The following is a 12002-nucleotide window of genomic DNA, read 5'->3' as shown; positions in this document are numbered from 1 at the left end:
TCCCGTCATGACCAGCCACCAGGAACCCGCGCAGGCCCGGGGGCTGGGCCTGGCAGAGACGCACCGGCTGCACCGGGCGATCCAGGCCCTGGACCAGGCCGCGGGCGACCTCGCGCGGGTGTATGCCAGTGGCGCCGCCCGGGACCTGTGCAACGCCCCGGGGGTGTCCCACCTGGGGTCGTTGTTGGAGCCCGGCGCGGCCCAGGCGCACCAGCTCGCCGAACAACTCCGTGCCGCGGCCTCGGGCACCGCCATCGTGCTCCCTACGCAGGCACACCCCATGGGCGGGGGTGGGGACCATGTGTGAGTTGTTCATCCGCACCTTCCCCGGCATCCCCGCCAGCGCGGCCCACGCCCGCGCCTGGGCCACCGAGATCCTCACCCCCCGCATCACCGACGACGAAGCGATCGGGGACACCCAACTGGTGATCAGTGAGCTGGTCACCAACGCGCTGCACCACACCACCAGCGGCGGCAGCGAGCACGACACGACCGGGCGGGCCGAAGCCCGACTGCGGGCGATCCTGGGGCGGGTTCACCTCCGCCTGTTCCTCACCCCCCGCCGCATCCGTGTGGAAGTCACGGATGCCGGCACGGTCTCGCGAACCGGTGGCTCATCCCCACACGGGGATAGCTGGGACGACGCCGGCGCACCAGGCCCCATAGTGCGCTGCCCCGACCCCGACGCCGAACACGGCCGCGGACTCGCGTTAGTGGACCACCTGGCACAGCGCTGGTTCTCCCGCGGCGACAATTCGGGCCGCACCGTCACCGCCGACCTCACCCACCAACCCGCCAGCACAGCCCAGGGTGCCGCCCCAACGAGCACCGGCGCCGCGCCCACCCCGCACCCGCCCTAACCCCACACCACACAGCACCCCACCCGAATGGTGACACGCACCCCACACGGCCCCCAGCCGCGCCGGGGCAAGCCACACCACCCCACACACCCGCCAAACCCTCCAGCCCCCGCCCGGCCCGGTTCCGTGTCCTTCCCCAACCGGGCTGGGTGGGCCTGAGGCCGCCCTGGCGCCTCGGGGCCACCCCCCAGACGATGAGAGCCCTCAAAAGCCAATGGGGGTGAGGAAAAGCCGATGGGGGCGACACACGGTAGGAACAGCGGCCCCAACCGGCCCACTGGCCGTCATGCGGCGGAGGGCGACCAGCGCCCGACGCCGCCTGCGGCGGCGACGGCGCGGGCGGCGATTCAATCACCGCCACTCAGGCCAAACTGACGGCCTCACCTGCGTATTTGGTGGAGCCAAGGGGAGTCGAACCCCTGACCTCTGGTATGCAAAACCAGCGCTCTGCCAGCTGAGCTATGGCCCCGTCGTTAGATGATCCCTCACAGGATCCGCATGCGAGCATACCTGGTGGGCGACACCGGTGTGTGCACATGATCCGAGATCATAGAACACGTCGGCACGCTCGTGGATCTCACACGCATGTGGCCGCACCGGATCAGGGTTGCGGCCGGTGCGGCCCCTGAACGTGATGATGCGGCAATCCCCGGAGGGAGCCCACGCGACGGCAGCGGCCCGTTGCTACGCGCCGTGGCTGACCGTCACGTGGTTTCTCAGTTGTCGCTGGCGGCGCCCGCTTCGCTCCACAGGTCCATCTCGGCCCGGTCGGCCTGAAGCTTGCGGTAGATAACGAACGCCCCCAGGGCCACGAGCGCCAAGACAATCAGCTTCTTCACGGTGTGGTCCCCTTCTTCCCTCACGGATATCTGGTCGAATCCTAGCTGTACGTCGCAGCGACACGGCCCACGGGTACCGATGTCCGGCTGTGGGTCCCGGGGGACTTCCGCCGGTGTGGCGCCCGTGTCCCCGCGCCTGTCGGCCGTGTCTGTGGTCTGAACGTCACGGATTCATCGATAGCAGCCTAGCAAGCCATTCGTCTATGACACGGCAGCACCACCCCAGCTTGTTCCGGTCCATATCGCTGGCGTTCCTTGGGCATGCTGACCTGCACGGCTGCTCGTAAACGAGCAGCCGTGCCGCGGTGGTGGGTGGTTGGGGTGGCCGGTTCAGGCCAGTAGGGAGAGCCGGTTGAGGGTCCGCACCGTTGTCTCGGGTGGGTGGGCCAGGCGACACAGCTCGTTCCACAAGGCCCGACAGTCCGCGACCCCATCCTCCGTTTCCAGGATGTGCCCGCCGCTGGGATCGGCAACATAGGCCAGGGCAGATTCGTCCGACTCGAATTCGAAGAGGGTGAAGGGTCCCGAGCTTCCCCGGTGTGGCCCGGCGGAGGTGGGGATGAATCGTAGTGACACCGGCCCGTGCCCGCCGGCTTCCTCGATCAGCCGCCCAAGTTGGAGACGCTGGATCTCCGGGGCGACCCGCCGCAGTGCGTCCTCGTCCAGGATGGCTTCGTACCGGGCCATTCCCTCGCGGTCGAGGAGCTGCTGACGCTTGAGGACGGCGGCCACAGTTCGATCGACGGCGGGGCCGGTTCGTCCGAGACCGCGGGCCATGGCTGCGGTGTATTCGGGCACCTGGAGAAGGTCGGGAATCAGCATGCCGCCGTAGGTGTCGATGGCAACGGCCCCGGCCTCATTACCGACGTAGGCTGACGAGACCACATCCTGGTAGTCGGTCCACCATGGGCGTAGCCGGGACTGGCGCACCATCGTGAGGATGGCCTCTCGCTGGCCTCCGGTCACGCCATAGAGCTGGAGCAGCGCGGCGACCTCCACAACCGAGGGCCACTTGCGGATTCCGGTTTCGATATGGCCGAGTTTCGCAGGCGACCAGTCAAGCTCGTCCGCGACGTCGCTGAGAGTCAGACCTGCTTGCATGCGTCGCCGCCGCAGCTCGGAGGACAGGCGGCGACGTCGGACCGTAGGACTGGTCATGGCAACAGTTCCATGCACGCTGTGTACTGCCCGTGTGGCACTAGAGAACCACCCGTGGGCGGCTGAGGCAATCCGTATGTACCGACAGAATTCCTACGGAGACGTGCGATGCACCGGCGCGAGCCCGGCACCGGCCACCGTCTCGGGTCCTCGTGCGGGGCGGTGCCTGTGCCCGGACGAGGAGTATCCGGACATACGATTCAGGTGGCGGGCGGAACCCGAACTGTCGGCCACCGAAGCGAAGGGGGCAGCGGCGCGTATGCCGCGGTGCCCGCCGTCAGATGCCCGCCGCCTTACCCGCGGTCCGGCCGCTCTCGGCCCGGAGTGGCGTGAATTACGAGGATCTTGATGAGCTATCCGATGGACGACACCGAGCAGTTGATCGCAGCCGCGACGGAGGAGCTACCTCCGTCTCTGCGCTCCCGCCTGATCGCGCGGCTACGCAAGGGTGAGCATGTGGACGATGCCGCCCGTGACCTCGGGGTCAAACCGCGTCGCGTGTTCGCCGCGGCGCGACTTCTGACATCCTTCGGTGCGCAGCTCGATGAGACGCTCCTGGCCGAACGGGATCCCGAGCTTCCACACGGAACGGTGACGGGGTACAACAAGCGCTGCCGCTGTCCCGACTGTCGGGCGAGCATCAACCGCGGGGGCTGAGCCGGACCGCAGTCTCAACTCTTGCGACGTCCCAGCACACACCGCCGCGAATCGGTCTTTCACAAACAAATGGTGTGTGGAGGCTTACTGATCTTGATTCCGGGGAAGTCGCACTGACATGAGCGAGCGAGTTGACTGGGCGTCCATGACCGACGAGGAGTTCCTGGCGCTGGCGCGCCACGCCGTGGAAACTCCGTCCGACGTGGACGGCCGAGACGACGACACGGATCTACACCGGCGCGCGGGATCGGTGTGGGAGCGACGCGCCGGATGAACGGGGGACCGTAGTCAGCCCACTGTGGAGGGTGGCTCCACAGTTCCCGGGAAAAACGACACCTCGCCGGCGACCCGCACCCGAACCCGGGATCCAACCTCGGGGGGCGGGTAGGCGTGCAGTCGAGCGTTGACCTCGGTCCCGCATTCGGCCAGACACAACCGGGCTACGGTGTCGTGCCCCTGAAACTGAGTGTCCTTCACCTGTGCGGGCACCCCACTGTCTGGGTCGAGCACGAGCTGCTCCGGGCGAAGGACCACCGTGCCGGGGCAGTTCGTGGCCTCGCCGTTCGAATGGGCACGGAGGATACCCAACGGGCACACGACACGTCCGTCCTCCGTTTTTCCGTCGAGAACGACGGTCTCCCCAAGGAAACCGGCTGTGGTCACGTCTCGGGGCTGAGTGTAGACATCCCGGGGGGTTCCTGCCTGGACGATGTGCCCACCGCGGAGCAACGCGACCATGTCCGCGGTGGACAGGGCCTCCTCCTGGTCGTGGGTCACCAGCACCCCGGTGGCCCCGGCATCCCGGAGCACAGCGCGCACCTCCGCGCGCACCTCCGCACGTAGCCCCGGATCGAGGGCGTTGAACGGCTCGTCCAACAGGACGAGGCTGGGGTTCGGGGCGAGCGCCCGAGCCAGTGCCACACGCTGCTGCTGCCCGCCCGAAAGTTCGTGTGGCATCCGGCGGCCCAGGTCCACGAGTCCAACCAGATCCAGAACCTCACGAACGCGCTGCGCGCGCCCCCGCCGCGGCAGCCCGAACGCGACGTTGTTCCAGACCGTCAAGTGTGGAAACAGGGCACCTTCCTGGGGAACGATGCCGATCCTGCGCTTCTCGGGAGGCACGTGGCGCTGTCGCGAACCGATGAGGTGACCGTCTGCCTCGACGGTGCCCGCGTCGGCGCGCTCGAACCCGGCGAGAATCCGCAGCAAGGTGGTCTTGCCGCATCCCGAGGCGCCGAGTACGGCCGCGAGCGCACCGCGCGGAACGGTCAGGTCCAGTCGGTCCAGCACGGTCGTGCGGCCGAAGGACTTGCTCAGTTCACGCACCACGAGAGTGCTCATCAGTGTCCTCCGATGGAGTTCGCTCTACGTCCCAGTAGGTAGGCGGGTATGGCAGCCAACAGGATCAGGAGTGCCGCGTAGGGGGCCGCTGCCCCGTACGCGCCGACTTCGGTGTAGGTCCACAGGCGCGTCGCCATCGTTTCCATGCCTGTGGGGCGGAGCATCAGCGTCGCCGGCAGCTCCTTCATCGCGGTCAGGAAGACCAGCGCTGCCCCCGCTGCCACGCCCTGTGCGGCCAGGGGCAGGGTGATCCGCAGGAACACGGACGAACGCCGCGAGCCAAGGGACCGGGCCACCTCCTCCAGGACCGGGGGTGACTGGGCCACGGCGGACCGGACCGCCCCGACCGCGGCGGGCAGGAACAGCACCGCGTAGGCGGCGACCAACAGCGGGGTCTGCTGGTACAGCGGATAGGCGTAGCGCACGGAGAAGTACACGAGGGACAGCGCCACAACCACCCCGGGCAGGGAGTAGGAGACCCAGGTTGCCCGCTCCAGCATCCGCGGCACCACTCCGCTGTGGCGGGCCGCCAGGACACCGACCGGCAACGCCATCAGGGTTGCCAGCATCGCCCCGGCAGCGGACACGAGCAGTGTTGTGCTCGCAGCCCCGCCCAGCTCGGCAACGTCGATACCGGTGGAGGTCCCCCGCACCATCCAGAACGCGATGCTCACCACGGGGAGACCGACACCCAGCGCGGCGACGACCAGGCATACTCCCAGCGCCGGGAGGCGCCAGGGGCCCAGCTGCACCGGGGATGTACGGCGGCTCGCTCCGGAGCCAACCCGCGCGTAGCGGGAGCGCCCCCGGGCTCGACTCTCGCCCCACAGAATCAGCAGGGTGGCCACGATGAGCACACACCCGAGAATCGCGGCCGGGGTACGGTCGAAGCTGGCACGGTAGGACGTGTAGATCACCCGAGTGAACGCGTCGTAACGCATGATCGACACGGCGCCGAAGTCCGAGATCACGTACAGGGCGGCGAGGAGGGCTCCGGCCGCTGCCGCGGGTTGAACCTGAGGCAGGGTGACGCGGAAGAAGGTGCGCACCGGCCCCTTTCCGAGGGATCGAGCCACCTCCTCCTGGTCGGTGTCGGCACGGTGGAGCGCGGCACTGACGGGCAGGAGTACGTAGGGATAGCAGGACAGGGTGAGGACGATCGCCGATCCGGCGAATCCGTGGAGCCCGGGAAACGCGGAGATCCACACGAAGGCGGCAACGTAGCTGGGGATGGCCAGCGGCAGTGTGGTAACCACCAGCCAGCCGCTGCGCCAGGGCAGGTTGCTGCGGGTGGTCACCCAGGCGAGCCCGACCCCCAACACGAGGCAGCCCAGAGTCACGGTTGCGGCCAGTCCCAGACTGCGAAGGATCAGCCAGGCCGTGCGCTCGCGGAAGAGGACGTCAACAATGGTGCCCCAGCCCCCATCGGCGGAACGCACGAGCAGGTATCCCAGCGGCAGCAGTGCAAGAACGACGACGAGGGAAGCGAGGAGGTAGAGCGGCAGAACCCTCACGGCGAACGGCACCGTCGCCAGGGAACGGAGCGCGCTCAGAGAACGACCGCGTGGGCGGGCCCCGGTCGGGGCCCGCCCACGCGGCTGGTCATCGACCGGTGTTGTCACACCAGCCCAACTTCTTCGAGGAGCTCCAGGGTTTCGTCCAGCGCGTGCAGATCGCCGAGGTCGATGTCCGGTTGCTCCAGGTCGTCCAAGTCTGGCAGCTCGTCCAGGGTGGGGGTTCCCTCGACCACCGGATACTCGGAGGTCTCGTCGGTGAAGTACTCCTGGGCATCCGCGGTCAGGAGGTACTCCAGGGCCTCCAGTGCCGCGTCCTCGCTGGCGCTGGGTGCGAGCACCCCGGCGCCGGCGATGTTGACCAGGGCACCGGCGTCACCATCGGGCAGATAGTGCAGCTCGGAGGTGACGGAGTCCGGGTCTTCCTTGACACGCTCGTACCAGTAGTAGTGGTTGTTGAGGCTCAGTGAGATCTCACCGTCCTCCAGGGCGTCCAACATCGAGCGGTTGTTGTCGTAGAGCTGGACGTCGTTGTCCTGGAGGTCGCGCAACCACTGCTCCGTGGCGTCCTCGCCCTCGATGACCCGCAGGGCGGTGACAAAGGCCTGGAACGAGGCGTTGGTGGGGGCGATCGCGACTTCGCCCGCATATTCCTCGCCGGCGACATCGAGGACCCGGTCGGGTGGGGTGTCAACCTGGTCCGGGTCATAGGCGATCACGCGGGACCGGCCCGAGAGGCCCACCCAGGTGTCGTCGCTGGCGCGGAACTCCTCGGGAACCTCCGCGGTGATGTCCTCGGGCAACTCCGCGAGCATGCCCTCGTTCGCGAGTGCGCCCAACGCGCCGGCATCCTGACCGTAGAACAGGTCGGCGTCGGTGCGGTCGCCCTCCTCGAGCAGCTGGGCCGCCAGTTCCGCCGTGTCGCCGTACCGCACGGAGATGTCGTAGCCGGTCTCCTCCTCCAGCTGGTCCAGAAGCGGATCCACGAGCTCCTCGCCCCGACCGGAGTAGATCGTCAGCGATTCCTCGTCGGGGTCGTCGGGGTCGGCCGTCCCGTCCGTGGCACAGCCGGACACGAGCAGGGCAAGCGCGGGCAGCGCGGCGGCCGCGAGGTGGACCGGACGACGTCGGGCATGGGACACAGGCACGGATACTCCTGTCTGAGACGGTCGGGGATACTCCGAGAGCCGGGGCAGCTCCCAAGTGAGCCTAACCTAAATTAGCATTACCTCACCTAAACCGTACAGACCCCCATAGTGAACAGCCACGCGGGGGTACCTAGTGTCATGTCGACCCAGCGCCACGGAAACAAAGAACCAGGGCAACAGAACGACACAGCGACACAGCGACCACAGCGACCACAGCGACCACAGCACCGACAGCCAGAGCCCCGCAGAGGCCATGTCAGGAATCCTGGCGTCGCGGCGGATCCCGATATCCCGATCCCCACGCACCTGGGGCCTTCCGAACGACCTCCTGACGCCACGAGACCCCCGGAATCTCGGGTCAGGACCCAGCGGGCTCACCGTCGGGATCTTTGTCCACGACATAGACCAGTTCGTTGGACAATTCGAACTGCTCCACCCGCCACGAGCGCTGCGCGGCATAGGCGTCGAAGGCCGAGGAATGCGTCTGGAACATCCCCTTGGAGCGCTGGCCAAGAGACTTTGTGGGAAAGGTCACGACCAGCCACCGTGAGGGAACCCGCTCCAACAGCTCCCAGCCCACTCCCGTGCGCTGTCGTTCGAGACACGGAACGGTCTTCAGGAGCAGGGTGAGATCCGCAGGCGCCAACTCGGGTTCCAGCACGAGATCCAGCACCTCGGATCGGTGCTCCACCCCGAGTAGGGTCAGGGCCTCGCCGAGAAACCGAGCCTGTTCCGTATCGATGTCCGAGGCGAGGTAGGTCACCGACGAATCGAGCCCCATCCAGGGGATGGACAGGGGATTCAGGCCACAGGCGAGATCGGCGATAACCGTGGGTTGGGGAACCCGCCGAAACACCTCCCGGTAGAACAGGGATAGTTCATCGAGACGTTCCCGCGTGGAGGCGTGGACACGCATCGCCGAATCCAGAGCAGCTTCCATCTGCTCCGCGTCACCCGACTCGGCTGCCGGCCGTAGCCGCCGCAGCATGCTCCGGTAGTTGGGGGCGCTGCCGGGCAGGTAGGCCCCATAGATCTCGTGCAGACCCCGCTTGGTGCGTTTGACGGCATCCGGCACGTTCCCCTGCGACGAAACCAGCGCCTTGCGGGCGAGACGCCGGACCGTGTCCGGGGCCACGACCGTGTACCGCTTGCTGCGCGCAACGGCGGAGGCGACCGCCTGGACATCGTCCGCAGACACGTCCTGCCCATCCATCCCGGCCCCCACGTCAACACCCCGGCCTTGCGTGACCGAACCGAGTCTAGCCGGGGAGGCGAGCACACGAGGTCACGGCGCATCGGGCCACGGAATCCGCCCAGCTCCTCCACCCGTGTTCCCGGGATTACCCGCCCCTGGGGCCTACCCCACCCCTGATGTCCGGAAAGGTGGGATAGTCGTCATTGTGGCCATGCCGGGGCCGGGAGCAGCATGGTTCGTATGCGGAGTCGAACCGTGCTGATCCTCCTCTTCGAGGATGTGCAAAGCCTGGACATCACCGGGCCCCTCGAGGTCTTCACCGGGGCCAATTCCTGGTGCGCGGCCCGGGGCACCCGGCCGGCCTACGCACCTATGACCGCCAGTCCCGACGCTGCTCCCATCCGGACGTCCAGCGGCCTACGGATCACACCCGACGCTGATCTCCACTGCCAAACCGCCCCTGACCTGCTTCTTGTTCCCGGGGGAGCGGGCACGCGCCACCCCCCGCCGAAGGTACTCACGTGGCTGCGCGAACAAGGGGCACACGCCACACGGCTGATCTCCGTGTGCACCGGGGCGTTCCTCCTCGCCGAGGCCGGCCTCCTGGCAGGACGCCGAGCCACGACCCACTGGGCGCACTGCCACACCCTGGCCAACCGGTTCCCCGAAGTCACCGTGGCCACCGATCCGATTTTCGTACGGGACGGCCACATCGCCACCTCGGCCGGGGTGACCGCCGGCATCGACCTCACCCTGTCCCTCGTTGACGATGACCTGGGAAGCGAGGCAGCCCTGGCCGTCGCCCGAAACATGGTGATGTTCCTGCGCCGCCCCGGCAGCCAGGCTCAGTTCAGCGCCCAGCTGGCGGTCCATACCGCGCGAAGCCCCCGCATGCACGAACTTCAACAGTGGATCGCCGAGCACCCCGAGGCCGACCTGTCGGTCGAGGCCCTGGCACGCCGGACGCATCTGTCTGCCCGACACTTCGCCAGGGCGTTCACCAGCGAAATCGGCATGTCACCGGGGCGCTATGTCGACCTGGCCCGAATCGAGAGCGCACGTCGCAGGTTTGCGGACAGCGACGCGGGCGTCGCCGAGACGGCCCGCGCGTGCGGCTACGGCACCCCGGAGGCGCTGCGGCGCGCCTTCCTGCGCCGCCTCGGGGTCGGCCCATCCGAATACCGCGAACGGTTCCGATGCCCCATGTCACGCTGTCGACACAGGGTCCACCGCAGGCGGGGGGCGAAACCCATGCGGCGCCCGAGTCGTCAGTCGTACCCTAAGACTCCAGCCGTAGTTCGGGTTGTTCATGGTTGTTGGGTTCGTTGTCGACCCCGGGACCGGGGCGTCGGTGGACGCGCAGTGGCCGCTTGGGCGGAACCAGAACTATTCTGGCCACAGGATGGATTGGGCGGTGCGACTCACAGTCCTGTAGTCGCCAGCGATCGGCGATGGTCGCCAGTACAAGCGTGGCCTCGGTGAAAGCGAAGTTATTTCCGATGCATTGACGTGCGCCTCCACTGAAGGGGAAAAATCCATCACGAGGACGGCAGGGCGTGGAGGGGGACAGCCACCGGTCAGGGTCGAAGTCCTCGGGGTGGACGAACAGATCGGACCGGTGATGGAGGATGTACTGGCTAAAGACGATGGTGGAGCCAGCGGGGACGGGATATCCGGAAAGCCTCGTGTCTCGGGTGACCGTTCGAGTGAATAGCCATCCCGGCGGGTATAGGCGCAGTGCCTCGGTCAGGACCCGGTCCGCTGATTTCAGCCGGGGCAGGTCTTCCCACGTTGCTACCCTCCCACCGAGGACTGCACGGGACTCCACGTGCAGGCGCTCCTGGCATTGGGGGTGGTGCGCGAGCAGCAGGCAGCACCAGGTAAGGACATACGCTGTGGTTTCAATACCGGCCACAAGCAGAGAGAGGACTTGATCGTATATTTCGGTTTCACAAAACGCGTCATCTTCACCTCGGGATTCAAGGAGTGCCGCCAGAATACTGCCGTCACTCCTTGCATTCCGTTGCCTTTCGATGATGCGGCGAACCGTAGTGAAAAGGATCCTCTTTGCGTGCGCGTATTTCCGATTCGCCGGAGTTGGGAGTTTGGCAAGTGGCCCCGGAGTGAGCATCTGTCGGAACCCGTTAGCCACAAGCACCCCCATGGCCTGGCGGATCTCAGTGACTTCCGCATCGGTCATTCTTGTACCAAACAAGGTGGCAGCGATGACGTTGGCGGTCACTCTATACATTTCCTCGACAGGAAAAATATCCTGACCATTCTTCCATGAGGAAGTCATCACATCGGCATGCTTGCTCATCACCGCTGCATAAGCGGGAAGACGACCACGATGAAAAGCCGGTTGAACGAGGCGCCGCTGGCGCCGATGTTCTCGGTGCGGACAAGCAGCCAGCCCGTTTCCCACGAACTCCCGGGCTTTCTCGATTAATGGCCCCCCTTTGTCGAAGCTCCGATCATCCAGCAGTACCTCTGCCAGCAAATCGGGATGACACACCACGTATGCTTGCTGCCGTCCAATCTTGATTCGAACTAGGTCGCCATAATTGGGGAGCGATGTCAAAAATCCTAGAGGGTCCCGGAGGATCTGCGCCGCATGGCCAAGAACAGGAAGCGCATCGGGGACGAGCGGGGGCTGTCGCGTCGTCGGTTTGCTCATGATGGTGATCTCCCAGAAGGGGGCATACGGATGGACTCCCGCCACAATCGCTGCCGGGCGTCCCTAGCGTCACCGGAGCAACCAACGTCCCGGATAACGCCCTCCCACTCGACCATTCCAAGACCAGAAAGGGAATAGCTTAGATGCGGGAAGTGCGTGAACGCGTTGAACTATTGTGCACTTGTGACTCCGGCACGGCATCCGCACGGACTCCCCTCTTGGACGACCGCGCCGGCGTTCCCATAAACGGCTACTTCTGTCGATGATCAAGCCGCCCCGAAGGGGACCCTACGTCCTGCACTCTGCTCGATCATAATCTCGCACAGAACACCTTCCACACAAATCCCTTGGGCATCTCCCGCAATATGAGCTTAGCTCATTTGGATTCTCGGTAGCTTGGGCGCATGTCGATGGTGGAGGGGCTGGTGCCAGATGAGTTGTGGGAACTGTTTCAGCGGGTGATGTCTGAGGCGCCTGCCTGCTCTCAGGGCGGAGGGCGGGCGGGTATGGCGACCGCGAAGTGCTGGCGGCGATCATCTTCGTGGCCGATACCGGCTGCACCTGGACCCAGCTTCCGCCGGTGTTCGGCCCTTCCGGGTCCACTGCGCACCGT

General features: G+C 66.5%; 11 protein-coding genes, 1 tRNA gene and 2 pseudogenes. 6 read left to right on the top strand and 8 right to left on the bottom strand.

What is annotated here, in order from left to right; all coding sequences use genetic code 11:
• Together RIF23_RS20345 and RIF23_RS20340 are read left to right on the top strand one after the other, a co-directional pair.
• The coding region (locus RIF23_RS20345) for a hypothetical protein (protein WP_310914242.1) at positions 1 to 307 on the top strand (307 nt) is incomplete at its 5' end.
• Positions 300 to 860 (top strand): ATP-binding protein, encoded by a 561-nt coding sequence (locus RIF23_RS20340; protein ID WP_310914241.1) that lies wholly within the window; start codon positions 300 to 302, stop codon positions 858 to 860. The genes RIF23_RS20345 and RIF23_RS20340, both read left to right, overlap by 8 nt.
• A gap of 393 nt (positions 861 to 1253) precedes the next feature.
• Here the strand turns inward: RIF23_RS20340 and RIF23_RS20335 are convergent.
• From RIF23_RS20335 to RIF23_RS20325, 3 genes are all read right to left on the bottom strand, one after another.
• A tRNA-Ala gene (locus RIF23_RS20335) sits at positions 1254 to 1329 on the bottom strand.
• A 247-nt stretch (positions 1330 to 1576) separates the two neighbouring features.
• Positions 1577 to 1699, bottom strand: a complete 123-nt coding sequence (locus RIF23_RS20330) for a DLW-39 family protein (protein WP_310914240.1) — start codon at positions 1697 to 1699, stop codon at positions 1577 to 1579.
• Between the two features lie 330 nt (positions 1700 to 2029).
• Positions 2030 to 2857: a helix-turn-helix domain-containing protein gene (locus RIF23_RS20325; RefSeq protein ID WP_310914239.1), complete on the bottom strand. Its 828-nt coding sequence runs from the start codon at positions 2855 to 2857 to the stop codon at positions 2030 to 2032.
• Positions 2858 to 3205: 348 nt separating this feature from the next.
• On the opposite strand from RIF23_RS20325, the gene RIF23_RS20320 reads away from it, so the two are divergent.
• Together RIF23_RS20320 and RIF23_RS20315 are read left to right on the top strand one after the other, a co-directional pair.
• Positions 3206 to 3514, top strand: coding sequence for a hypothetical protein (locus tag RIF23_RS20320; protein WP_310914238.1), 309 nt, complete (start codon positions 3206 to 3208; stop codon positions 3512 to 3514).
• A gap of 118 nt (positions 3515 to 3632) precedes the next feature.
• Positions 3633 to 3788 carry a hypothetical protein gene (locus tag RIF23_RS20315; RefSeq protein WP_310914237.1) on the top strand — a complete coding sequence of 52 codons (156 nt, stop codon included), beginning with the start codon at positions 3633 to 3635 and terminating at the stop codon, positions 3786 to 3788.
• Between the two features lie 14 nt (positions 3789 to 3802).
• Here RIF23_RS20315 and RIF23_RS20310 read toward each other — a convergent pair whose 3' ends face one another.
• The 4 genes from RIF23_RS20310 to RIF23_RS20295 all read right to left on the bottom strand — a co-directional run bounded on the left by RIF23_RS20310 (position 3803) and on the right by RIF23_RS20295 (position 8715).
• Complete coding sequence (locus RIF23_RS20310; RefSeq protein ID WP_310914236.1) at positions 3803 to 4855, bottom strand: ABC transporter ATP-binding protein; 1053 nt, start codon at positions 4853 to 4855, stop codon at positions 3803 to 3805.
• The gene (locus tag RIF23_RS20305) at positions 4855 to 6369 is read right to left on the bottom strand and encodes an ABC transporter permease (protein ID WP_310914235.1); all 1515 of its coding nucleotides are present in this window, start codon (positions 6367 to 6369) and stop codon (positions 4855 to 4857) included. Before RIF23_RS20305 ends, RIF23_RS20310 begins: the two co-directional genes overlap by 1 nt.
• A 104-nt stretch (positions 6370 to 6473) precedes the next feature.
• Positions 6474 to 7517 (bottom strand): extracellular solute-binding protein, encoded by a 1044-nt coding sequence (locus RIF23_RS20300; RefSeq protein ID WP_310914234.1) that lies wholly within the window; start codon positions 7515 to 7517, stop codon positions 6474 to 6476.
• 358 nt (positions 7518 to 7875) lie between these two features.
• Positions 7876 to 8715, bottom strand: coding sequence for an Rmt family 16S rRNA (guanine(1405)-N(7))-methyltransferase (locus tag RIF23_RS20295; protein ID WP_310914233.1), 840 nt, complete (start codon positions 8713 to 8715; stop codon positions 7876 to 7878).
• A gap of 228 nt (positions 8716 to 8943) precedes the next feature.
• On the opposite strand from RIF23_RS20295, the pseudogene RIF23_RS20290 reads away from it, so the two are divergent.
• Positions 8944 to 9843 (top strand): annotated as a pseudogene (locus tag RIF23_RS20290) (GlxA family transcriptional regulator); the annotation flags it as partial.
• Between the two features lie 148 nt (positions 9844 to 9991).
• Here the strand turns inward: RIF23_RS20290 and RIF23_RS20895 are convergent.
• The gene (locus RIF23_RS20895) at positions 9992 to 11389 is read right to left on the bottom strand and encodes a cytochrome P450 (RefSeq protein WP_407659521.1); all 1398 of its coding nucleotides are present in this window, start codon (positions 11387 to 11389) and stop codon (positions 9992 to 9994) included.
• Between the two features lie 404 nt (positions 11390 to 11793).
• On the opposite strand from RIF23_RS20895, the pseudogene RIF23_RS20280 reads away from it, so the two are divergent.
• Positions 11794 to 12002 (top strand): annotated as a pseudogene (locus tag RIF23_RS20280) (transposase); the annotation flags it as partial.

Origin of the sequence: Lipingzhangella rawalii, assembly GCF_031628175.1 — a bacterium.
Taxonomy (GTDB): domain Bacteria; phylum Actinomycetota; class Actinomycetes; order Streptosporangiales; family Streptosporangiaceae; genus Lipingzhangella_A; species Lipingzhangella_A rawalii.
Note: the sequence above shows the minus strand (reverse complement) of the source record. Positions and strands in the feature narration are given on the sequence as shown.

Bases quoted from the DNA above. Each gene is read 5' to 3' on its own strand.
- RIF23_RS20315 (WP_310914237.1), top strand. From the start codon at position 3,633: ATGAGCGAGCGAGTTGACTGGGCGTCCATGACCGACGAGGAGTTCCTG.
- RIF23_RS20340 (WP_310914241.1), top strand. From the start codon at position 300: ATGTGTGAGTTGTTCATCCGCACCTTCCCCGGCATCCCCGCCAGCGCG.
- RIF23_RS20320 (WP_310914238.1), top strand. From the start codon at position 3,206: ATGAGCTATCCGATGGACGACACCGAGCAGTTGATCGCAGCCGCGACG.
- RIF23_RS20325 (WP_310914239.1), bottom strand. From the start codon at position 2,857: ATGACCAGTCCTACGGTCCGACGTCGCCGCCTGTCCTCCGAGCTGCGG.
- RIF23_RS20895 (WP_407659521.1), bottom strand. From the start codon at position 11,389: ATGAGCAAACCGACGACGCGACAGCCCCCGCTCGTCCCCGATGCGCTT.
- RIF23_RS20310 (WP_310914236.1), bottom strand. From the start codon at position 4,855: ATGAGCACTCTCGTGGTGCGTGAACTGAGCAAGTCCTTCGGCCGCACG.